The sequence below is a fragment of the Altericroceibacterium xinjiangense genome (assembly GCF_003958635.1).
GTDB lineage: Bacteria > Pseudomonadota > Alphaproteobacteria > Sphingomonadales > Sphingomonadaceae > Altericroceibacterium_A > Altericroceibacterium_A xinjiangense.
Window position 1 is genome coordinate 22,960 of record NZ_RSEK01000002.1, and the last position, 19,661, is coordinate 42,620.

24 protein-coding genes and 2 tRNA genes are annotated in these 19,661 nt (G+C 64.4%); 8 read left to right on the forward strand and 18 right to left on the reverse strand.

The annotated features are described in order from the left end of the window. Positions 1-16: 16 nt before the first annotated feature. From ELY13_RS02265 to ELY13_RS02290, 6 genes are all read right to left on the reverse strand, one after another. Complete coding sequence (locus ELY13_RS02265; RefSeq protein WP_126172277.1) at positions 17-487, reverse strand: YaiI/YqxD family protein; 471 nt, start codon at positions 485-487, stop codon at positions 17-19. A 105-nt stretch (positions 488-592) separates the two neighbouring features. Then, entirely contained in the window at positions 593-1,333 is a 741-nt protein-coding gene (locus ELY13_RS02270; protein ID WP_164549683.1) for an HPP family protein, read from the reverse strand. Positions 1,334-1,370: 37 nt separating this feature from the next. Beyond that, positions 1,371-1,739, reverse strand: a complete 369-nt coding sequence (locus ELY13_RS02275; protein ID WP_126172279.1) for a TehB family protein — start codon at positions 1,737-1,739, stop codon at positions 1,371-1,373. Positions 1,740-1,757: 18 nt separating this feature from the next. Continuing rightward, entirely contained in the window at positions 1,758-2,165 is a 408-nt protein-coding gene (locus tag ELY13_RS02280) for a group III truncated hemoglobin (protein WP_126172280.1), read from the reverse strand. Position 2,166: 1 nt separating this feature from the next. After that, on the reverse strand, positions 2,167-2,529 hold the full coding sequence (locus ELY13_RS02285; protein WP_126172281.1) for a response regulator: 363 nt from the start codon (positions 2,527-2,529) through the stop codon (positions 2,167-2,169). A 53-nt stretch (positions 2,530-2,582) separates the two neighbouring features. Continuing rightward, the gene (locus ELY13_RS02290) at positions 2,583-3,272 is read right to left on the reverse strand and encodes an alternative oxidase (RefSeq protein ID WP_126172282.1); all 690 of its coding nucleotides are present in this window, start codon (positions 3,270-3,272) and stop codon (positions 2,583-2,585) included. A 161-nt stretch (positions 3,273-3,433) separates the two neighbouring features. Between ELY13_RS02290 and ELY13_RS02295 the strand changes: the two genes are divergently transcribed. From ELY13_RS02295 to hmpA, 3 genes are all read left to right on the forward strand, one after another. Then, positions 3,434-4,945 (forward strand): PAS domain S-box protein, encoded by a 1,512-nt coding sequence (locus ELY13_RS02295; RefSeq protein ID WP_126172283.1) that lies wholly within the window; start codon positions 3,434-3,436, stop codon positions 4,943-4,945. Next, a complete protein-coding gene (gene fixJ / locus ELY13_RS02300) occupies positions 4,935-5,558 on the forward strand; it encodes a response regulator FixJ (RefSeq protein ID WP_126172284.1) in 624 nt (207 codons plus the stop codon). The genes ELY13_RS02295 and fixJ overlap by 11 nt, the downstream gene beginning before the upstream one ends. A 146-nt stretch (positions 5,559-5,704) precedes the next feature. Continuing rightward, the gene (gene hmpA, locus ELY13_RS02305) at positions 5,705-6,916 is read left to right on the forward strand and encodes an NO-inducible flavohemoprotein (protein WP_126172285.1); all 1,212 of its coding nucleotides are present in this window, start codon (positions 5,705-5,707) and stop codon (positions 6,914-6,916) included. A gap of 95 nt (positions 6,917-7,011) precedes the next feature. Here hmpA and ELY13_RS02310 read toward each other — a convergent pair. Together ELY13_RS02310 and ELY13_RS02315 are read right to left on the reverse strand one after the other, a co-directional pair. Continuing rightward, positions 7,012-7,088 (reverse strand) — tRNA-Pro (locus tag ELY13_RS02310). Between the two features lie 17 nt (positions 7,089-7,105). Beyond that, positions 7,106-7,181, reverse strand: a tRNA-Ile gene (locus ELY13_RS02315). A gap of 137 nt (positions 7,182-7,318) precedes the next feature. Here ELY13_RS02315 and ELY13_RS02320 point away from each other — a divergent pair. Both ELY13_RS02320 and ELY13_RS02325 read left to right on the forward strand, forming a co-directional pair. After that, positions 7,319-7,837: an Lrp/AsnC family transcriptional regulator gene (locus ELY13_RS02320; protein ID WP_126172286.1), complete on the forward strand. Its 519-nt coding sequence runs from the start codon at positions 7,319-7,321 to the stop codon at positions 7,835-7,837. 10 nt (positions 7,838-7,847) lie between these two features. Continuing rightward, positions 7,848-8,456 (forward strand): class I SAM-dependent methyltransferase, encoded by a 609-nt coding sequence (locus ELY13_RS02325; protein ID WP_126172287.1) that lies wholly within the window; start codon positions 7,848-7,850, stop codon positions 8,454-8,456. 82 nt (positions 8,457-8,538) lie between these two features. Here the strand turns inward: ELY13_RS02325 and accC are convergent, their stop codons facing one another. The 3 genes from accC to aroQ form a co-directional block, all read right to left on the reverse strand. Then, positions 8,539-9,888, reverse strand: coding sequence for an acetyl-CoA carboxylase biotin carboxylase subunit (gene accC, locus ELY13_RS02330; RefSeq protein WP_126172288.1), 1,350 nt, complete (start codon positions 9,886-9,888; stop codon positions 8,539-8,541). A 4-nt stretch (positions 9,889-9,892) separates the two neighbouring features. After that, a complete protein-coding gene (gene accB / locus ELY13_RS02335) occupies positions 9,893-10,384 on the reverse strand; it encodes an acetyl-CoA carboxylase biotin carboxyl carrier protein (protein WP_241233508.1) in 492 nt (163 codons plus the stop codon). 75 nt (positions 10,385-10,459) lie between these two features. Next, positions 10,460-10,900: a type II 3-dehydroquinate dehydratase gene (aroQ, locus tag ELY13_RS02340; protein WP_126172289.1), complete on the reverse strand. Its 441-nt coding sequence runs from the start codon at positions 10,898-10,900 to the stop codon at positions 10,460-10,462. A gap of 270 nt (positions 10,901-11,170) precedes the next feature. Between aroQ and ELY13_RS02345 the strand changes: the two genes are divergently transcribed. Then, the gene (locus ELY13_RS02345; protein WP_126172290.1) at positions 11,171-11,923 is read left to right on the forward strand and encodes a class I SAM-dependent methyltransferase; all 753 of its coding nucleotides are present in this window, start codon (positions 11,171-11,173) and stop codon (positions 11,921-11,923) included. Positions 11,924-11,949: 26 nt separating this feature from the next. Here ELY13_RS02345 and ELY13_RS02350 read toward each other — a convergent pair whose 3' ends face one another. After that, positions 11,950-12,363 carry a holin family protein gene (locus ELY13_RS02350; RefSeq protein WP_126172291.1) on the reverse strand — a complete coding sequence of 138 codons (414 nt, stop codon included), beginning with the start codon at positions 12,361-12,363 and terminating at the stop codon, positions 11,950-11,952. Between the two features lie 68 nt (positions 12,364-12,431). After that, positions 12,432-12,980, reverse strand: coding sequence for a mismatch-specific DNA-glycosylase (locus ELY13_RS02355; protein WP_206435961.1), 549 nt, complete (start codon positions 12,978-12,980; stop codon positions 12,432-12,434). Between the two features lie 121 nt (positions 12,981-13,101). Here ELY13_RS02355 and ELY13_RS02360 point away from each other — a divergent pair, with 121 nt between their 5' ends. Then, positions 13,102-13,605 carry a metallophosphoesterase family protein gene (locus tag ELY13_RS02360; RefSeq protein WP_126172292.1) on the forward strand — a complete coding sequence of 168 codons (504 nt, stop codon included), beginning with the start codon at positions 13,102-13,104 and terminating at the stop codon, positions 13,603-13,605. Positions 13,606-13,607: 2 nt separating this feature from the next. Here the strand turns inward: ELY13_RS02360 and ELY13_RS02365 are convergent, their stop codons facing one another. The 3 genes from ELY13_RS02365 to ELY13_RS02375 are packed head-to-tail and all read right to left on the reverse strand — an operon-like array spanning position 13,608 to position 15,375. Next, positions 13,608-14,207: a hypothetical protein gene (locus tag ELY13_RS02365; protein WP_206435962.1), complete on the reverse strand. Its 600-nt coding sequence runs from the start codon at positions 14,205-14,207 to the stop codon at positions 13,608-13,610. Beyond that, positions 14,204-14,896: a HupE/UreJ family protein gene (locus tag ELY13_RS02370; RefSeq protein ID WP_126172293.1), complete on the reverse strand. Its 693-nt coding sequence runs from the start codon at positions 14,894-14,896 to the stop codon at positions 14,204-14,206. The genes ELY13_RS02365 and ELY13_RS02370 overlap by 4 nt, the downstream gene beginning before the upstream one ends. Further along, positions 14,893-15,375, reverse strand: coding sequence for a hypothetical protein (locus ELY13_RS02375; RefSeq protein WP_126172294.1), 483 nt, complete (start codon positions 15,373-15,375; stop codon positions 14,893-14,895). Before ELY13_RS02375 ends, ELY13_RS02370 begins: the two co-directional genes overlap by 4 nt. A gap of 166 nt (positions 15,376-15,541) precedes the next feature. Here ELY13_RS02375 and tatA point away from each other — a divergent pair, with 166 nt between their 5' ends. Beyond that, the gene (tatA, locus tag ELY13_RS02380; protein WP_126172295.1) at positions 15,542-15,763 is read left to right on the forward strand and encodes a twin-arginine translocase TatA/TatE family subunit; all 222 of its coding nucleotides are present in this window, start codon (positions 15,542-15,544) and stop codon (positions 15,761-15,763) included. A gap of 20 nt (positions 15,764-15,783) precedes the next feature. Here the strand turns inward: tatA and gnd are convergent, their stop codons facing one another. Further along, positions 15,784-16,776 carry a phosphogluconate dehydrogenase (NAD(+)-dependent, decarboxylating) gene (gene gnd, locus ELY13_RS02385; RefSeq protein ID WP_126172296.1) on the reverse strand — a complete coding sequence of 331 codons (993 nt, stop codon included), beginning with the start codon at positions 16,774-16,776 and terminating at the stop codon, positions 15,784-15,786. A gap of 240 nt (positions 16,777-17,016) precedes the next feature. Further along, positions 17,017-19,443 carry a TonB-dependent receptor gene (locus ELY13_RS02390; RefSeq protein WP_126172297.1) on the reverse strand — a complete coding sequence of 809 codons (2,427 nt, stop codon included), beginning with the start codon at positions 19,441-19,443 and terminating at the stop codon, positions 17,017-17,019. Between the last annotated feature and the right edge of the window lie 218 nt (positions 19,444-19,661).

Below are 19,661 nucleotides of genomic sequence, written 5' to 3' on the forward strand. Positions count from 1 at the left end.
CGGAGGAGACCTGCGTTCAGCGACCTCCTGCTCTTGCAAGGCGGACGATTGCAGTATCCAGCGCTTGCAGGAAGCGGGAGCGGTCCGCCTTCGCAAAGGGGGGCGGGCCGCCGATCTGATCGCCGCCGCCGGCGCGCAAATCGGCCATGATGGCCCGTGTGGCAATGGCTCCGCCGATTGATCCGGGAGTGAACGGTTTTCCGGTCGGCGCGAGAACGGTCGCGCCCTTCTTCAGGCAGCGGTCCGCCAGCAGGATGTCGGCCGTGATGACGAAGCTTCGATCGCTCGCCGCTTCTGCAATCCAGTCGTCCGCTGCGTCGAAGCCGTCACTCACCACCACGCGGCTGACCAGCGGATCGTCCGGTACCCGGAGGTGGCTGTTGCTGACGATCGTCACGGGAATGCGGTACCGCGCCGCGACGCGGTAGATTTCTTCCTTCACCGGACAGGCGTCGGCGTCGACAAGTATGCAGAGAGCTTGGGTCATTAGGATGCAGGAGCCGCTCCAGGCGTCTTGGGCAAGTCCGAATACTCACTCACTGTCGCAGCAAGGCCAGCGGATCGGCGGCGGCTGTCGAAGCGAAACTCTCGGCTACGCGTCGCGCCGCTCAAGCCGCGAGGAAGGACTCATTCCGCCAGGTGGGCGCTGGCGCCGCTTTTCCTCTTTCCGGGCGACAAGCTCCAGATAGAGGCTCTCGAGATCCTTGCGCGTGATATCGAGCGCTTCGCCGTAGCCGGTAAGAACAGCATCGAAGTCCTCGTCGGCCAGCGCGTGGCGCGCATGCGGCACATCGCCTTCTAGATGCTCATGCGCCCGGTGCGGGTAGGAGCGGCCAGTCAGCCGATTGTATACGAGGGCGGCGCCCGCCAGCAAAGCGGAGTTGAGGAAGACCGGCACCAGGGCAAACAGGTAGCCAAGCTGCGCGACCTCCGAACCGCCCAGAACCACCGTCAGGGCGACAGCGCCGCCGGGCGGGTGAAGGCAGCGCAGCAACGACATCGCGGCGATGGCCGCGCCGACGGCCAATCCCGCGGCCAGCACGGGTGACGCTATCGCTTGCAGTACGGTGATGCCTACCAGCGCAGAGACGAAATTGCCGCCAAGGATCGCCCACGGCTGCGCCAGTGGACTGGCAGGCACGGCAAACAGCAGGACGGCCGATGCACCGATCGGCGCCACCAGGACGAACACGCTTGCGGAACTGCCCGCAAAAAGGGCCGCAACCGCACCGGTCGCGACAATGCCGAATGCCGCGCCGACTGCACTGCGCAGCCAGTCCGCAGCGATGATGCGACCAAACGTGGAAGGAATGAACTGCACCGGATGATTCATGCGCCGCCCTTTGCAGTCCCCCACGTGAAAAGAAACATCACGGTTTCGCGCGACTGCGCTTCTCCTGCTCGGCAAGCTCCTCTGGCTGGCGCAAGAACTCGACGTGGAAGCGTACGACCCCGAGCGGCTCCACATGGTGGAGGATCGTCGGCTCCACCACTCCCGGTGCACTGTCGGGGTTGAGTTCGCGTTCCGCGGCGACGCGCCGGGGATCGGTCACGCGATAGCGAAGCGCGCCCTCTTCCACCCGGATCAGGCCCCAGCTTCCCGCCTTCGTCGAATGATCGCGGCGCAGGGCGGCCGGGACCGTTTCCTCCGTGAACGTCGGGGTGCGGCTATAGCTTTCGAGTCCATGGGGTACGCAGTCGGCGGGTGGCACTCGATCCGTCTGGTTCGGCTCGGACATGGTGGATATCCCTCTGGTTCAGATCGCCTGGGCCGCGACCGGACCGGTGTTTTCCCGGCGTTCGCGATCGTAGCGAATGCCGAGCGCGAGGCTTTCCGCAATGCGAGCGGCTTTCTCCTGCATAGCCGCCGCAGCCTCGGGCGTGAGCATTGCGTCCGTCGTCTCGCCCCACAATTCCAGCCAGCGAGCGAAAGCGGCCGGGGTAATCTGCGCCGCGTGGCGGATGTGCGCGGGCATCGGTTGTCCCTTGTAGCGCCCGCTGGCCAGCATGACGGATGACCAGAACGCCTGCAGCTTCTGCAGGTGGTGCGGCCAGTCCCCGATCGCGCTGTTGAAGATCGGACCCAGCATCGGATCGCGGCGAACCTGCGCGTAGAACGCCGGCACGACCCGGGCGATCTCGGCTTCTGTGATCGGAGACGTCATGTCAGGCAGCCTTGTTTTGTTGGATCAGGGTGCGGATCGCGCGGGTCAGCTCGTCGCACAGCAGCGGCTTCTCGATCAGGAGGGCACCAGCGGCAGCAATCTGGTTGCGGAGCTCCCGGCTTGGATTGGTCGACAGGAGAATGGCCGGCGCGCTGCATCCGTTCGCCCGCAACTGCGCCAGCAAACCTAGCCCGTCGCCCGAACCAAGGCGGTGTTCGATGATCAGGCAGGCGGCGCCCCGAGGGTCTGCGTCCCCGGCCGCTCCGTCGGCCACCGCGAACCCTTGAAGCGCCAGCGCGAAATCAAGGGAAGCGAGAACCGATCGATCGCGTTCATAGACGAAAATGCAAGGCGGGTGGGCCATGGCGGGAGTCTCGAAACGATGTGGCCGGCAGTTTCCCGCCGGCCACCGTTGCATCAGGCCGCCTGCTTCCAGGTGGGTTCCAGAGCGGCGTGCGGCGGGCACGGGGCGACCTCGCCTGTGGGAAGTCCGCCAAGTTCGTTGGCGTAGCCGTGGTTCACGTCACGGTGATGGGCCTCATCCGCCCGCACCACCAGCACCACGTCGCGCAGCGTTGCCTCGCTCGGCAGACCCCAGTAATCCTTGGCGATCTGCGGTGCGGGAACGTTGGGGCTGCGCCCTTCGTCGATCTCGGCCAGATAGTGCGTGTAGCTGATCACCGCCTCTTCCTCGAAATAGCCGACCACGCGGTGGGCCGTTTTCGAGCTGATCAGGTAAAGAGCGAAGAAGAACAGGTAGAACACCCACTGCACGCCAATGATCACCGCGCGTTCGAACAAGGTCGGCTTGGAGATCTCGATGAACGTCATCAGGTGCATGCGCTCATTCTCGGCTTCGTCCATGAGCGTCTTGATCCACCCCTTGTCGTCGCACATCCGGCGCAGGCAGGCGAGGTGATTGATCGTCGCGCCGACCATGCCCGGTACGGCGGCGACGGTTTCCAGTACAACGGCGCGATGGCCATAGCGCTCGGCGAAGAACGTATCGGCGCACCAGCGCAGCGCCTTGGTGAAGGCGAACGCCACGTTATCGGACAGCCCGCGGGGCTTGTGATGAACGCCAAGGTCGATGAAAGGGGCTTGCATGGCTACTCTGGTCCTTTTGCCGGCGCGTTCACGCGAACGCCGCTGTCGAAAGGCGATTTAGGCTTGCCGCGGGAGCTGGAACACTTGGATCTTGTCCCTATCATCCATCCCCTAAGGGCTGTCCCGGAGGTAGCCGCACGGGCGAGGGGGAGGCCTGTAGAGTGAGCGCGCACGAAACCGCCGAAGCGGGCCGCGCGGCGCTGCCCCGGCTTGGCCTCGCCGGCTCGCTGGCGCTTGCTGCGCTGGTGATCGGCCTGGGCGCGGCGGTCCGCCTCGGCTTCGCGGAGCAGCTGGGCCAGCGCGCGACCTTCATCTTCTTCGTACCCGGCGTCGTCGTCGCCGGCGCTTTCTCGGGACTGCGGGCCGGCTTCCTGGCAAGCATCGCAGGCGCGGGCGCGGGGCTTCTGTGCGACTGGCTGGCAGGGCCGATCGTCTCGGGCAGCGTGATCGCCGCGCTGGCCTTCATCGCGATCGGGTTCGCCATCGCCCTTGGCGGGGAGTGGTTCCAGCGCGCCCGGGCCGAGGCAGAGCGAGTGAACGCCGGGCTGGCCCAGCGCGAGGCGCATCTGCGCTCGATCCTGGAAACCGTGCCGGACGCGATGGTGGTGATCGACGAGAAGGGGCTGATGCACGATTTCAGCCCGGCGGCAGAGCGCTTGTTCGGCTGGAGCGCGGCCGAAGTGCAGGGGCAGAACGTCGCAATGCTGATGCCGTCCCCCTACCGCGAGGCGCACGATTCCTACCTCGATCGCTACTACCGCACCGGGGAGCGGCGGATCATCGGCACCGGGCGCGTCGTAGTCGGGCAGCGGCGCGACGGCTCGACCTTCCCGATGGAACTGGCGGTGGGCGAGATGCGGATGGGCGGCATCCGCTACTTCACCGGCTTCATTCGCGACCTGACCGAACGGCAGCAGACGGAAGCGCGCCTGCAGGAACTGCAAGGGGACCTGGTACACGTCTCCCGGCTCACCGCGCTGGGGGAAATGGCCTCGGCTCTGGCGCATGAGCTTAACCAGCCGCTTTCCGCCATCGCCAATTACCTGAAAGGTAGCCGCATCCTGCTGGAGCGCGACGAGGTGCCGCATGCCAAGGTGGCCGAGGCGGTGGAGCGTGCCGGAAAGGAAGCCTTGCGCGCCGGAGACATCATCCGCCGCCTGCGCGATTTCGTGGCGCGGGGCGAGACCGAGCGTGCCGTGGAAAGCCTGCCGAAGATCATCGAGGAAGCCAGTGCGCTTGCTCTGGTGGGGGCAAGGGAGCACGGGATAAACGTGCAATATGCCCTCAGCCCCGAAGTCGATCTGGTGCTGGTGGACAAGGTGCAGATCCAGCAGGTGGTGGTGAACCTCGTCCGCAATGCGGTCGATGCGATGACCGCCGCGGACATCCCCCGGCGCGAGCTTTGGATCCGGATCGATCCGGTGGAAGGTGACATGGCGCAAGTCACTGTCGCCGACAGCGGCCCGGGCATCAGCCCGGATGTGGCCGAACAGCTGTTCCAGCCGTTCATCACCACCAAGCGCACCGGCATGGGGGTCGGCCTGTCGATATCCCGCACCATAGTGGAAGCGCACGGCGGCCGCATTCGGGCCGAAGCGAACGAAGGCGGGGGAGCGCTGTTCGCCTTCACCGTGCAGCGCCTGGGGAAAGAGGAGTTGTTTGATGGCGAGTAACGATGCGGATGAACCGATCGTCTATGTAATCGACGACGATGAGGGCGCGCGTCATTCGCTGGAGTTCCTGATCGACTGCGCCGGGCTGCGCGTGCGCAGTTTTGCTTCCGCCGATGCGTTCCTGAAAGCCGACCCGCCACTGGAAAATGGCTGCGTGGTCACCGATGTGCGAATGCCCGGCATGAACGGCATCGAGCTGGCCGATGAACTGAAGCGCCGCGGCGCGGGGGTGCCGGTGATCGTGATCACCGGTCACGCCGATGTGCCGCTGGCGGTTCAGGCGATGCATGCCGGAGTTTCCGACTTCATCGAAAAACCTTTCGGCGACGATACGATGCTGGTCGCCATCCGCGCGGCGCTGGCCCGGCATGCAGACCGGGACGAGCTTCAGGTCGAACGCGACCGCGCCAACCAGCGGATTGCAACGCTTTCCACGCGCGAGCGGGAAGTGATGGACGGGCTGGTTTCCGGGGAAGCGAACAAGGCGATAGCCTATGATCTTGGGATCAGTGCCCGCACGGTGGAAGTCTACCGCGCAAACGTCATGCTGAAGATGCAGGCAAAGACTCTTTCCGAACTGGTGCGGATGGTAACCATCGCCCGGTTGGGCTGACACTCCGACGGCGTGGCCGGGCCAGTCGGCTCGTCGGCGCAGCCTCCGGCACGGCCCGTAGGGACATGACCCGAATTCATCCCGTCCGTGCCCGACCTTAGGTGGTTTGAAACGTCCCGCACGTCTCAAATCACCAGGAGAAGCGCATGTCCCGCCCCCTCAGTCCGCAGACCATTGCCACGGTCAAAGCCACCGTTCCCGCGCTGGAAGCGCACGGGCTGGAAATCACCCGCACGATGTACGCGCGCATGTTCCAGAATCCCATGATCCGCGACTTGTTCAACCAGTCGCATCACGGCGAGACCGGATCCCAGCCGAAAGCCCTGGCCGCCGCAGTGCTCGCCTATGCGCAGAACATCGACAATCCCGGCGTGCTGGGTGAGGCGGTGGAGCGGATCGCGCAAAAGCATGTCGGCTTGCAGATCCTGCCCGAACACTATCCCTACGTTGCCGACGCTCTGCTCGCCGCGATAAAGGACGTGCTGGGCGATGCTGCAACCGACGAGATTCTGCAGGCTTGGGGGGACGCCTACTGGTTCCTGGCCGACATCCTGATCGGCCGCGAGGCCCAGTTGTATGACACTTTGGCTGACCAGCCGGGCGGCTGGCGCGGCTGGCGTGATTTCCAAGTGGTGGAAAAGCGCCAGGAGAGCGAAGTCATCACCTCGTTCGTGTTCCGGCCCGCAGATGGCGGCGCGGTGGTCCGCCACCGGCCCGGCCAGTACCTGACCTTGTGGTTGGAAATGCCGGATGGGCACACGCTCAAGCGCAACTACTCCATCTCCAGCGCCCCCAATGGAAAGACCTACCGGATCAGCGTCAAGCGCGAACCGAACGGCGCGGCGTCCAACTGGCTGCATGACGCGGTCGAAACCGGCTCCGCGATCAAGCTCTCGGTGCCTGCCGGCGAGTTCTTCCTGCCGGACCAACCGGAACGCGCCGTCGTGCTGCTGAGCGGCGGAGTGGGGCTGACCCCGATGGTCAGCATGCTGGAAACCCTGGCCGAAGAAGGCGCGCCAGTACCCGTCCACTACGTCCACGGCACGCTTGATGGATCCACCCACGCCATGCGGGAGCATGTCCGGACGCTGAAGGAAAAAGCGGGCGGGATCGAAGCCGTCACCTTCTACCAGCAACCGCGGCCGGGCGATGTCCAGGGGCGCGATTTCGATCAGGCGGGCTTGATTAGCGGAGAATGGCTGCGGCAAAACACGCCGGTGATGAACGCCGATTTCTACCTGTGCGGGCCCAAGCCGTTCCTGCGGGCCTTGATTGGTGAGCTATCGCTCGCAGGCGTGCCGCAGGACCGGCTCCACTACGAGTTCTTCGGCCCGGCCGACGAACTGATCGCGGCCTGACCGGCTGCCGCTTCCGCTCGCAAGAAAAAGGGGGGCAGACGTCCACGGCACCGGTCGGCGAAGATCGATCGTGATTCGGCTGGGTAAGAAACCAATGGTCGGGGAGACAGGATTCGAACCTGCGACCCTCTGCTCCCAAAGCAGATGCGCTACCAGGCTGCGCTACTCCCCGACCGGGGCTTGCATGGGTGGTGGGCCCGGCAGGATTCGAACCCGCGACCTAGCCGTTATGAGCGGCCAGCTCTAACCGCTGAGCTACAGGCCCCGCCACATGATGCAGCTGCGGACCTAGCCCGCGCCCGCGCCGCTTGCAAGCGACTGTGCGTCAGCCACGGGCCACTCTCACTCTGCGTTGCAAATGACGGCGATTGCGTCCAAGGGAAACAATGTGTCGGGCAGCATGTGGTACCTGTTACCAAGTTGCGGCAGACGTTTTTCTATGATGGGATATGGGCGATGGAAGCGCTCGACAGGATTGACCGCCGTTTGCTTGCAGAACTCCAGGCCGAAGGCCGGGTGACGAACGTGGAGCTGGCGCAACGCGTCGGCCTGACGGCACCGCCATGTCTCAGGCGAGTGCGCGCGCTTGAGGAAGCAGGCGTGATCCGAGGCTATCATGCCGACATCGATCCCTCCAAGCTCGGTTTCGCAATCACCGTCTTCGCGATGGTGAGCCTGAAAAGCCAGGCGGAAGCCGACTTGCGCGCGTTTGAGGATCACATGAAGACGCTGCCAGAAGTGCGCGAGTGTCACATGCTGAACGGCGAGATCGACTTCGTTCTCAAGATCGTCAGCCGCGATCTGCAGAGTTTCCAGGAGTTTCTCACCAGCAAGCTGACCCCGGCGCCCAACGTGGCCAGCGTCAAGACTTCCCTGACCATTCGCACGGCCAAGCAGGAACCCGGCGTCCCGCTGGAATAGCCGGTGCCCGGTGGGGTCCGGTGCCATCATCGCGGCGTATGAGCAGGCAGCCACTCCCGCCAGGATCGCCGCGTGGGAGGGCATCGACAGCAACACGCTGCTGATGCCGATCCTTAGCTTCCTGCCACCGAACGGCGCCCGGCTTCTCGACGTGGGGGCGGGGACCGGGCGGGACGCTGCCTGGCTGGCGGCAAAGGGTCATAGGATAACCGCCGTCGAACCGGCAGCAGCCTTGCGTAAAGCAGGCGAGCGGCTTCACGCCCGCACAGGCATTGAGTGGATCGACGACAGATTGCCGCAGCTGCCCTCTCTCGAACAGCGCCGTTTCGACGCTATCCTGAGCGTGGCGGTTTGGCAGCACCTCGATCGTAATGGCCGGGCCGAGGCGACGACTCGCCTGGCGCACCTGCTTGAGCCGGACGGCGTTCTCCTGCTGTCCTTGCGGCATGGACCCGGCGCATCGGATCGTCCGGTGTTCCCTTGCGATCCTTTGGAAACGATCGGGGACGCGGCCCGCACGGGCCTCCGACTTCTGAAACGGACCGAAGCGGAATCGCTCCAGCCGGGTAACCGGGCAACGGGCGTTTCCCGGACCTGGCTGGCGTTCGCCCGAACCTGAAGCAGCCTGTCCGACTACATCAGACCGGCCGCTCCGGGCCATCCCAACGCTGTTTCCGCGTCGGCCGGTGTTCGAAATCGCTTTAGCTGGCCTGCTTCGCCAGCCAGTCCTCAAGCCATTTGATCGAATAGTCGCCGTTAAGCACGTCGGGCTCCTGCATCAGCGCGCAGTGGAGGGGGATCGACGTCTTGACGCCGTCGATGACCATTTCTTCCAGCGCGCGGCGCAGGCGCATGATGCATCCTTCGCGCGTGCGGCCGTAGACGATCAGCTTGGCGATCATCGAATCGTAGTACGGCGGAATCTTGTAGCCGGCGTATAGCCCGCTATCGACCCGAACGTGCATTCCGCCTGCCGCGTGGTAGGCGGTGACGAGGCCGGGTGAGGGCGCGAAGGTCCAGGGGTCCTCGGCGTTGATGCGGCATTCGATTGCATGGCCGGTGAACTGGATCTCGTCCTGCGTGAAGGAGAGCGGCTTTCCGTCCGCGACCCGGATCTGCTCGCGCACCAGGTCGACGCCGGTGATCATCTCGGTCACCGGGTGTTCCACCTGCAGGCGGGTGTTCATCTCGATGAAGTAGAACTCGCCGTTTTCCCACAGGAACTCGATCGTCCCTGCGCCCCGGTACCCCATGTCGGCCATTGCCTTGGCAACGATCCCGCCCATCCGCGCGCGATCTTCCGCCGTGATGACGGGAGAAGGCGCTTCTTCCAGCACCTTCTGGTGCCGGCGCTGAAGCGAACAATCGCGTTCTCCGAGATGGACCGCGTTGCCGTTGCCGTCGCCGAAGATCTGGAATTCGATGTGGCGCGGGTTACCAAGGTACTTCTCAAGGTAGACGGTGTCGTCGCCGAACGCGGCTTTCGCTTCGCTGCCGGCCTGCTTGATCAGCGTATCCAGCTGGTCCGGGCTATTGCACACCTTCATCCCGCGCCCGCCGCCGCCGGAAGCGGCCTTGATGATCACCGGGTAGCCGATCTTCTCAGCGATGCGTGCCGCTTCTTCAACGCTCTCGATCGCGCCGTCGCTGCCGGGGACGAGCGGCAGGCCGAGCGCGCCGGCCGTCCGCTTGGCTTCGACCTTGTCGCCCATCGTGCGGATATGCTCGGGCTTGGGCCCGATCCAGACGATGTCGTGCGCCTCCACGATTTCGGCGAACTGGGCGTTCTCGGACAGGAAGCCGTAGCCGGGATGGATTGCGTCCGCGCCGGAAATTTCGGCGGCGGAGATGATGTTGGCGGTGTTGAGATAGCTTTCGCTGGCCGCGGGCGGGCCGATGCAGATGGCGTGGTTGGCCAGCCGGACGTGCATGGCATCGGCATCGGCAGTCGAATGGACCGCCACCGTCTCGATGCCCATTTCATGCGCGGCACGGTGAATGCGCAGCGCGATTTCACCCCGGTTGGCGATAAGCAGACGAGAGACCGGCATGGCTTCAGGCGACCACGATCAGCGGCTGGTCGAATTCGACCGGCTGCGCATTTTCAACCATGACTTTTTGCACGGTGCCAGCCGAAGGCGCCACAATCGGGTTCATCACTTTCATCGCTTCCACGATCAGCAACGTATCCCCCGCATTGACCTTGTCACCCACCTTCACGAACGGATCGGAAGAGGGATCCGGCGAGATATAGGCAGTACCCACCATCGGCGAGCGAACAGCGTTGGCCAGATCGGCAGCCGGCGCGCCCTGAGGTGCAGCGGCAAGTTCGCCCGAAACCGCGGGCGCTGCGGAAACCATCGTCGGCGCGTGCGTCGCATGGGTCATGACTGTGCCGCCGCGGGCCACGCGAATCCGGCGGTCGCCGTCTTCCACCTCGATTTCGCTCAGGCCGGTTTCGGCCAGCATCTCGGCAAGTTCGCGCACAAGATCGGTGTCGACCTTCATGCCGGGCTTGCGTCCGGGCGTCCCCTTGTTTTCGACCATGTCATCCCCGCGAGTGCTGAATTTCGGTGAGGCGCTATGCGTTTTGCGGCGGCGGATGGCAAGGGGAGGGTGCGGTTACGGTTCGAAAGAGGCTGCCGCATCAAGCGCAAGCTCGTACCCGAGCGCGCCGAAGCCCGCGATCGTGCCGACCGCGGCCATCCCCACGAAGCTTTTGTGGCGAAAGGCTTCGCGCGTGTGCGGGTTGGACAAGTGGACCTCGATCACCGGCGTGCGGATCGCCCGGATCGTATCGTAAAGCGCGATGCTGGTATGAGTCAGCGCCCCCGCGTTGAGGATGACGGCCCGTGCGTTGTCGGCCTGCGCCTCGTGCATCCAGTCGACCAGGTGCCCTTCGTGGTTCGACTGGCGCATCTCGATCTCGAGACCAAGGCCCTGCGCCTTGTCCTCCAGCCGCCCGGCAATGTCGTCCAGCGTGTCCGACCCGTAGATTTCCGGCTCTCTCATGCCGAGCAGGTTTAGATTCGGCCCGTTGAGAACGAAGACGGTGTTGGACATGATTTTCCCCTGCGATGCTTCCCCGGCATAGCGTCTGGCGGGGGAGAGTTAAAGCAGGGCGCGAGATGCCGCCCTCCTGTCGCGGAGTCCCACCCTTTGTCGTTTTGCTCACGGTGCTTCCCCGGCCGTGCCTGGTGAACGGAAAGCCGCTCCTGCGTGCGCGGCCTCTTGCAAATTCCGCTGCATTGGTTCTTTGCGCGAAAAGCTGCGGCGCTGCTGGTAAAGGCGGGGCGTCTTCCGGCGTTTCGTCCCCCAGTCCAGGACATTTGCGTGACCACAAAGAACACCACCGGCCTGCTTTCGCTGAAGCCGTTCGAGCCTTCACGAGAGCAAACCCACTTGCGCGAACGCTTGTTTTCGCTGGCGTTCGGTGCGGTCCAGTGGCCTTGGCTCCTGAAGAGCCTCTACGGCGGATCGAAGGCCAGCAAGGATGCCCTGCTCAGGCGACTCGAGCTTCCGCTGGATGCGCTGCCGCACCTTGGCAGCTGGAAGGCCGATACGTTCTTCCTGCACCGGCTGGTCGACATCATCGAACAGAACCGGCCTGCAAACGTCGTGGAGCTTGGATGCGGAGCGAGTTCGCTGGTTGCGGCGCGCGCGCTCCAGCTGCACGGCGGGGGGCAGCTGACGGGGTATGACCAGCACGCTCCGTTCGCGGAAGCGACCAGCCTCTGGCTTGGAGAGCACGGCGTCTCGGCTTCCCTGCGCCATGCGCCGCTGACGGTCCGGTCACCGGAATGGCCGGGCTCCTGGTACAGCCTGTTCGACATTCCCGAACAGATCGACCTGCTGGTCATCGACGGGCCGCCGTGGACCGTTCATCCCTATGTACGCGGAATGGCCGAATGCCTGTTCGATCGCATTCCCGTTGGCGGCATCGTCCTGCTTGACGATGCCGCACGGCCGGGGGAGCGAGTCGTCGCGCGGCGGTGGCGGGCGCTCTGGCCGGATTTCGCGTTCCGGCTGGACAAACGCGGGGCCAAGGGAACGCTCATCGGCATCCGAATGCCCGCGCCGGTCTGACGGGAAGCGTTCCGGGAAGCGGCCTCCTACTTCTCCACTCCCTTGGCCTTGCCCCACTGACGGGCCGCGGTGTAGCCGAGGTATCCTGTGCCGAAGAGGGCGTAGAGCGGCTCCGGCAAACCATTCAGGTACGCGTTCATCCCCGCGGCGATGTCGCTGGCTGCTTCCGGTCGAAAGGCGGCGAGGATGCCCATCGGCAGGGAAGCCAGCAGCATGATATAGATCACGTAGAGGAAGCTGGGCCGGGCGCGGCTGGTCCACGGGTCGCTGGAATTCGCTTCCGCGACGATGGCGGACATGCGCGCCTCGATGGCCTGCAGGTCCTGCGTGCCCTGCAGCTTGATAAGTTCGAGCTTCGCCCGTTCGCGCGCTTCCTTGTCGGGAATGACCTTGTCGATGATCGATGTGATGGGACCGATGAGGGTTTCAAGAAGGGCCATGAGGTGCTCCTGAGGCTGAAAATCCACTCAAGGGATGGACCTTCCCGATTCCGGTAGGAAAGAGCAAACTACTCTTTTTTCACCAATTCGGTTAGTTGCCGGAACCAGTGGAGCTTCTCCTCCAGGGTCATGCGCACCAGCCCGCTGGGGGACGGAACCACGAAGTCGCACGCGGGCGGGGCAATCGTGTCCGGCTGCAAACCCCAGGGAGCATGGGCCCGGCCGATCGCCGCAAGGTAGACGCCCTTCCCGGTATAGGCGACGACCTGCGGCCGGTAGCGGCCGACCAGATCGCGCATTCTGGGCGCTCCGGCGCGCAGTTCCGCCTTGCTCAGTTCCGCCGCGGTGCGAGTCGGACGAGAGACCAGATTGGTCGAACCGAGGCCGAACTCGGGCAGCAGCGTGCATTCGTCGGGCCTCAGCCGCCTCGGGGTGAGGCCTGATTCGTGCAGCAGGCGCCAGAACTGGTTTCCAGGTCCCGCATAGTGGTGGCCCGTCTCCCCGGAGCGGGGGCTGGGATTGAACCCCACGAACAGGATCTTCAGGTCCGGTGCCAGGATGTCCTTCATCGCGCCGATATAGGAAGCTCTCCGCGCGGCTTGAACGGAACGCGGCATTTGCGACGGCGTTGACCCTGCATGGCAGGCAGAACACCGACTGCGGACGGCATCCCGCCGCTCGATCCCGTTCGATCGTTTCGCCTGTGGCCGGACGTCGTGAAAGGCTGAGCTACCGCGCATGGCCCTGTTCTTCACCGGCGACACCCATTTCGGCGATCACCGCACGATCAACATCCACCATCGTCCGTTCCCAAGCGTTCCCGACATGGACGCAGCGCTGATCGAGCGGTGGAACGGCACGATCGACCCCGATGACGAGGTCTGGCACCTTGGCGACTTCGCCCGCACCCTTGCCCATGCCGAACGCGTGCTGCCCGGCCTCAACGGGCGCAAGCATCTGGTGCGCGGCAACAACGATCCCGATCCGGTCACGGCGCTTTCCGGATGGGAAAGCGTGCAGGACTATGCCGAGCTTGAAGCCGAAGGACGCCGGCTGGTCCTGTGCCACTACCCGTTCCGCAGCTGGAGGGATCAGCACCGCAAGGCCATCAATCTTCACGGACACAGCCACGGGCGGCTGAAACCGATGCTCCGCCAGATCGACGTGGGCGTGGACGCGTGGGACTTCCGCCCGGTGCCGCTGGAGCAGGTGCTGGAGCGCGCCGGGCGAGCGCGCGCCTGACGCTACCGGGTCGGGGTCAGCGCCCGGGGATGCTCACCCGCCGTGTCGATAGTAGCCGATGCGGTGAACGCGCCGGTCGCTCGCACGGTGAGGGTGACGGGGTCGAGCGTCCGGTTCTGCCAGTACCAGCCGTGGATTCCAGTGAACGGCGCGATGTAGAGCCCCTTCATCGCGGGCGCTGCCGCTACGCCGTAGCTCTCGGTCAGGTCCTCGCCCCCCTCAAAGGGGTGGGCATGCATGTCGTAGTTGAGCGGGGCAGGGGCTGACCACGAAAACAGCAGCGGCGCGCCCTCGGCCATCGTGTACTTCAGTTCGATCGCTTCATAGGGCAGCAGTTCAACCTGGAAGCTGTCGCTGTTGATTGGCTGGCTGACCGGCGTCAGCACCCCTTCGCGCTTCTGCCCGCGCGCCAGCTCGGGATTGCTGCCTTCGGACAATCCGCTGAGGCCCGCGGCCTTGCCGAACCCGGTGGGGTCGATGCCGAATTCGGCGGGCAGGACGAACAGGATCAGGAACAGCGCCGCAACCACCAGCGCGACAGCCCCGCTGATGACGATCTGCCGACGCGAAGGCGACACCGATCGGTTTTGCGCGTTTCTCATGATCCCAGATATCCTCCAATATGGTACCCCGTCAGGTACAGCCCGCCCCCGATCAGCGCGACATTGGCGATCATCGCGCCGCGGCCGAAACCGGGCGAACGCCGCCAGAGATTGAGCACCGCGACCACCAGCGTCAGCACCACGACTTGCCCAAGCTCAACGCCGAGGTTGAAGCCGATCAGGTTCACCAGCAATCCGCTTTGGGAAGCCATCAGGTCCATCAGCTTGGTTGCAAGGCCCAGCCCGTGGAAGAGGCCGAATACCAGCACTGCGACGCGGGTATCGAACGCGATCCCCAGCCGGCGAAACCCGCCAAGATTCTCAAAACCCTTGTACACGACCGACAAGCCGATGATCGCATCGACGATGAAGGAATTGACGCCCGCTCCCAGCAACACGCCGCCCAGCAGCGTCAGCGAATGTCCCAGGGTGAACACGGACACGTACAGCAGCACGTCCTTTACCCGGAACAGGTAGAACACCACCCCGATCAGGAACAGGACATGATCGTACCCCGTCACCATGTGCTTGGCGCCAAGATACAGGAACGGGATGAAGGCAGGCCCGTCGATCCCGGCAACGAAGGCCTTGTCGGCCTGCGATACATCGTGCGCGAAGGCGGCAACCGGGATCAGCGCCAGAATGGCCGCCGCAAGGGCCCGCGACCAACCTCCGCGCGTCAGAGTCATGACGCTTGTTCGGCGCCTGCGGCCGGGGGCACGTCTTCGGAGATATAGACCTGATGGCAAGCGGTGCAGACGTTGTACATCGTGCCGCCGATCTCGAACACCGCGTCGACATCCTGGTTCGCCGCCGCTTGTTCCGCCCGCTGAGCGATCTCGACCAGTGATTGGGAAAACTGCATCCAGTCTTCTCCCCGCCCATCGGCATAAGTCGGCGTCATCAGCAGCCTGGCCGAGTCAGCGATATTGGCGGCGGCCTGGCGCGTTCTTTCCCAGCCTTCGTCGGTAGTCGGAGCCAGATCGTGCTCGCCCGTCTCGTCGATAATCGTCCCGGCCGAGTTCCAGAATATTTCGGCTTGCGGCTGGACCGTCTGTTCCATCAGCCTCTGGACGGCGGCTTCATCCGGCACGGCTTGTTCGGCTTCGGAGCCGTTGCAGGCGCCCAGCAGGATTGCCGCCCCGGCAATCATCGTAAATCGTACCATCGGCTGTTCTCTCCCAGCGTGCCGGGCTTCCTGTCACGATTTTGTCCCGATAGGCAATCCCTGCGCCACCCTCGACCATCGATGCGACGAACCGTTGCCACGGACGCAGGACGTCGTTGTCAGCCGCCCCGGGCACCTGCTAACCGGCAGGAAAGGAGTGCACGCGATGGGATCTTTTTCGCTGGTTCACTGGCTCGTTGTGGGAGGGGTCGCGCTCGTTCTGTTCGGCAAAGGCCGCATCTCGGAAACGATGGGCGATTTCGGCAAGGGCATCCGCAGCTTTCGGCACGGTCTGGCCGAGGATGAACCGCGCAAGCCGGAGATAGCGCCCAAGGATGCCCAGCAGGTCACCGAAGGCACGACCGCGGATCGCCCGACAGAAAGCTGACCTCGGGCCGAAGGCAGCCGTTATTCTTCGAGATGCATCTTTGGCATTTCGCTGTGCCCGCCGAAGCCGAACCGCATCGCGGACAGCAGTCGCTCACCATAGGTGTTGGAGCTCCGGCTGCGGAAGCGGGCGAACAGGGCGGCCGAAAGCACGTTGACCGGAACGGATTGCTCGATCGCCGCCTCCAGAGTCCAGCGCCCTTCGCCCGAATCCGGCACCTGGCCCGAGAATCCTTCGAGGGATTCGTTCGCCGTCAGCGCCTCGGCGCACAAATCGAGCAGCCATGACGAAACGACGCTGCCCCGGCGCCAGACCTCGGCAATTTCGGACAAGTCGAACTCATAACGTTCGTCTTCGGGCAAATGCTCGGACGCCCGGGTCTTGAGCAGGTCGAACCCTTCGGCATAGGCCTGCATCAGGCCGTACTCGATCCCGTTGTGGACCATCTTGACGAAGTGGCCGGCTCCTGCCGGACCGGCATGAATGTAGCCGTTTTCGGAAGAAGAATACTCCCCCGTCCGGCCGGCCGTGCGCGGACCCATCTCGTATCCAGGGGCGAGCGCGGCAAAGATAGGGTCGAGCCGATGCACCGCATCGTCCGGTCCGCCCACCATCAGGCAGAAACCCCGTTCCAGGCCGAAAATCCCGCCGGAAGTACCGACATCGACATACTGGATGCCAGTCGGCGCAAGCTCTCGGGCGCGCCGGACGTCGTCTTTGTAGCAAGTATTGCCGCCATCGATCAGCACGTCACCCGGTGAAAGGATGTCGCGCAACTCGGCGATAACGCTCTCCGTCACCTCTCCTGCGGGCAACATCACCCAGACGGCAGCCGGGCTTTCCAGTTGCGATCGCAGGTCGGAAAGGGAGGAGGCGCCTTTCCCGCCCGCATCGGTCAGGTCGGTGACAGCCGACTGCTTGGTGTCGTAGCCGACGATCTCGTGCCCCCGGTGCAAAAGCCTCTGGGCCATGTTGAGGCCCATCCGGCCCAGTCCAATCATTCCGAGCTGCACGTCTCGCTCCTCCGTTGCGTCCGCAGGTTCAGGCCTGACGCGACTCAGCCGCCAAAGCCCGTTCCGGTCTCCCGTGAACGATCCCAAGGCGGTAACGGTCCCGATGGCCGGGGGTGCAGGAGTGGGTGGGAGGCAGAGGGGCGGGCGCACCCGTCAGGGCAGCGCTTGTCCTTGCAGGACACGTCGCCTCAGCCCCAAAAAAGGGCGGCAGGTTTTTGCCTGCCGCCCTTTGGTCTTGTGTCAGAAGTTGCGGGTTACGCTGATGGACCATTCGCGGGGCCGGCCGGGGTTGCCGGTGACGACGCCGAAGCTGCCGATGTTTTCGGCCACGCCGGTGTAGTAGAACTTGTCCGTCAGGTTGGTTACGGCCGCGCTGAGCGACCAGTCGCGATCAGGGCTGTCGTAGGTCAGCCGGGCGTTGAACAAGCTGTACCCGTCGATCCGGTTGAAGGGATTGTTGATCGAGTTGTAGTAGAAGTCGGAACGGTACGACCAGTCAAGCCGCGGGGTGATGGCCGCGCCGCTGCCCATCTCGACGACATACTGGACGCCGGCAGAGGTCTGCCACTTGCTGATGAACGGCGCGATCATGTCCAGCGTGACCAGCGTCGCCGGGTTGGTGATCTCGGTGTAGTCGAAGTCGAGATAGCCCAGCGATCCATCAATTTGCAGGTTGTCGATCGGCTCGGCGAAGGTCTCGAGCTCGAAGCCGAAGATCTCCGCATTACCGGCGTTCGACGGCACCGAGCAGTTGCTGACCGCGCTGTCCGGGCACTGGTAACGGACCAACTGGATGTCCTGGTAGTCGTTGAGGAACACCGCCCCGTTCAGGCGCACCCGCCGGTCAAACAGCTGCGCCTTGGCGCCTGCTTCGTACGTGGTGAGGATTTCCGGCCCGAAGGTCAGTACCTGGTCGACCGCGGAAGGGCGCGGGTTGATGCCGCCGCCCTTGAAGCCGGTCGCGACCTGGGCATAGACCATCACGTCGTCAGTCAGGTCATAGTTGGCACCGATGCGGTAATCGATCCGGTCGCCCTCGAAGGTGCCTTCAAGCCCGTTGAGGCCGATCAGCAGGAAGTTCACTCCCGGGGGATTGCGCGGAGGCGGAGGGGCCGGCACCGTCCGGTCGATGTTGAGGCGCGTGTATTCGTAGGTCTTCTTGTCGTCGGTGTAGCGCAGGCCGCCGATCAGATCGAGCCGGTCGGTCAGGTGTACTTCCAAGTGCGCGAAGGCCGAGATGCTCCGGTTGGAGACATCGTCGTCCTGAATGAAGTCGAACAACAGCGTCGGGATCGCGCTGCGGCCGTAGATTCGGTCGCTCGCGTCGTAATAGAACCCGCCGACCGTGGTATCGATCAGTCCGTCGCCGAACTGGCCGGACAAGCGCACTTCCTGCGTGAATTGCTCGTGCACATAGGTGAACTCCTGCAGCAGCAGCGCCAGCGGCGAGCCGTCGACGTCGATCCCGCTGGTGCCCTCGGCGCTCCGGTAGCCGGTGATCGAGGTCAGGCTGAGATTGGGGGAAAGCTCATATTCGACCGTGGCGGCAACGCCCCAGCTTTCGGCGGTTGACCTGGGCGCGGTCGAGAAGCCGCCCGGCATGACCTGGTAGGGAAAGCCGAAGACGGACGTGTAGTTGCCGCCGGTCGAGTAATCGGCGTACGTGGTGTAGCTTTCCGGTCCGGTGATGAAGCGGCTGTCGAACGGGACGCCCGCGGTCGGATTGCCCGGGACATAGCTGCGGATGGCCGGATTGTCGGCATAGATCAGCTTGGTGGCGACGGTCTCCGAACTGTCGTCGGCGTAGTCGGCGCGCAAGTTGATTTCGAGCGGCACCTCGATCGGCGCATAGCGCAGCGCAAGGCGCACTGCCTGCATGTCGCGTCCGCCTTCGGTGCCAAGGACGCAGTCCTCGTTAGCTGCGCCGGTCTGGGGAATGCCCGAGTCCGGATTGACGCAGCCGTAGTCGAGCCGCTTCATGAACCCGTCGGAGGACTTGGACGTGCCGGAGATCCGGGCGAAGAGATCGTCGGTGATCGCAAATCCGGCGCTGGCGCGAAGGTCGATCCGGTCAAAGCTGCCGTAAGTTGCCTGGACGAAGCCTTCGGCAGCGCCGTTGGGCTCCTTGGTGTAGAGCTTGATCGATCCGCCGACCGAGTTCTTGCCCGACAGCGTGCCTTGCGGGCCGCGCAGGACTTCCACTCGCTGCAGATCGGTCAGGTCCATCACGGCGCCAAAGGTGGTGCCGTAGTAGATATCGTCGATGTAGAAGCCGACGCCCGGCTCGAGCGCGAAGCTGGCATCGGCCTGGCCGATGCCGCGGATGAACGCAGCCACCGAATTTCCCTGGATGCCGGTTGCTGGCTCGATCTTCACGTTGGGCGCAAAGTCGCCCAGATCCGTGACGTCGGTCTGGCTACGCGCATTCAGGGTTGCCGCGTCGACCGCGGTGATCGCGATCGGGGTGTCCTGCAGGTTCTGCTCGCGGAACTGAGCCGTGACGATGATCTCGCCGCCGTAGATCGGCGCGTTGTTCGCCGCGTCGGCCGCCGGCGGAGCATCCGGCGCAACCTGCGCCAAGGCGGGACTGGCAAGGCCAAGCGCCAGAACGCTTACCGCAGCCAGCATGGAACGATTGAATGCGCGTGCGCGTGCACCCTGCGTCATGGCTATCCTCATTATTATCGATCGTTAAAGTCGGCGCCCCTACGCCCACGTCAAACGCCCTTCAACCCAGAACCGTAACGGACGTTAGAATAATCAGGGACTGGTGCGGAACTGCCACTGTGCCGGAGGAGGGAGGGTCAGTCGCGCTCACGCCTGAGGCAATTTCGGTGGAATCCAGGCCGCACCGGGCTTGCTGCCGTGGCAGTTCATGCCGCGGC

Coding starts and splice junctions, on each gene's coding strand:
- ELY13_RS02370 (WP_126172293.1), bottom strand. CDS start 14,896: ATGACTCTGACGCGCGGAGGTTGGTCGCGGGCCCTTGCGGCGGCCATT.
- ELY13_RS02285 (WP_126172281.1), bottom strand. CDS start 2,529: ATGGCCCACCCGCCTTGCATTTTCGTCTATGAACGCGATCGATCGGTT.
- tatA (WP_126172295.1), top strand. CDS start 15,542: ATGGGATCTTTTTCGCTGGTTCACTGGCTCGTTGTGGGAGGGGTCGCG.
- ELY13_RS02375 (WP_126172294.1), bottom strand. CDS start 15,375: ATGGTACGATTTACGATGATTGCCGGGGCGGCAATCCTGCTGGGCGCC.
- ELY13_RS02365 (WP_206435962.1), bottom strand. CDS start 14,207: ATGAGAAACGCGCAAAACCGATCGGTGTCGCCTTCGCGTCGGCAGATC.
- ELY13_RS02270 (WP_164549683.1), bottom strand. CDS start 1,333: ATGAATCATCCGGTGCAGTTCATTCCTTCCACGTTTGGTCGCATCATC.
- hmpA (WP_126172285.1), top strand. CDS start 5,705: ATGTCCCGCCCCCTCAGTCCGCAGACCATTGCCACGGTCAAAGCCACC.
- ELY13_RS02350 (WP_126172291.1), bottom strand. CDS start 12,363: ATGGCCCTTCTTGAAACCCTCATCGGTCCCATCACATCGATCATCGAC.
- fixJ (WP_126172284.1), top strand. CDS start 4,935: ATGGCGAGTAACGATGCGGATGAACCGATCGTCTATGTAATCGACGAC.
- ELY13_RS02390 (WP_126172297.1), bottom strand. CDS start 19,443: ATGACGCAGGGTGCACGCGCACGCGCATTCAATCGTTCCATGCTGGCT.
- accB (WP_241233508.1), bottom strand. CDS start 10,384: ATGGTCGAAAACAAGGGGACGCCCGGACGCAAGCCCGGCATGAAGGTC.
- ELY13_RS02280 (WP_126172280.1), bottom strand. CDS start 2,165: ATGACGTCTCCGATCACAGAAGCCGAGATCGCCCGGGTCGTGCCGGCG.
- ELY13_RS02275 (WP_126172279.1), bottom strand. CDS start 1,739: ATGTCCGAGCCGAACCAGACGGATCGAGTGCCACCCGCCGACTGCGTA.
- ELY13_RS02290 (WP_126172282.1), bottom strand. CDS start 3,272: ATGCAAGCCCCTTTCATCGACCTTGGCGTTCATCACAAGCCCCGCGGG.
- ELY13_RS02360 (WP_126172292.1), top strand. CDS start 13,102: ATGGCCCTGTTCTTCACCGGCGACACCCATTTCGGCGATCACCGCACG.
- ELY13_RS02265 (WP_126172277.1), bottom strand. CDS start 487: ATGACCCAAGCTCTCTGCATACTTGTCGACGCCGACGCCTGTCCGGTG.
- accC (WP_126172288.1), bottom strand. CDS start 9,888: ATGCCGGTCTCTCGTCTGCTTATCGCCAACCGGGGTGAAATCGCGCTG.
- aroQ (WP_126172289.1), bottom strand. CDS start 10,900: ATGTCCAACACCGTCTTCGTTCTCAACGGGCCGAATCTAAACCTGCTC.
- ELY13_RS02355 (WP_206435961.1), bottom strand. CDS start 12,980: ATGCCGCGTTCCGTTCAAGCCGCGCGGAGAGCTTCCTATATCGGCGCG.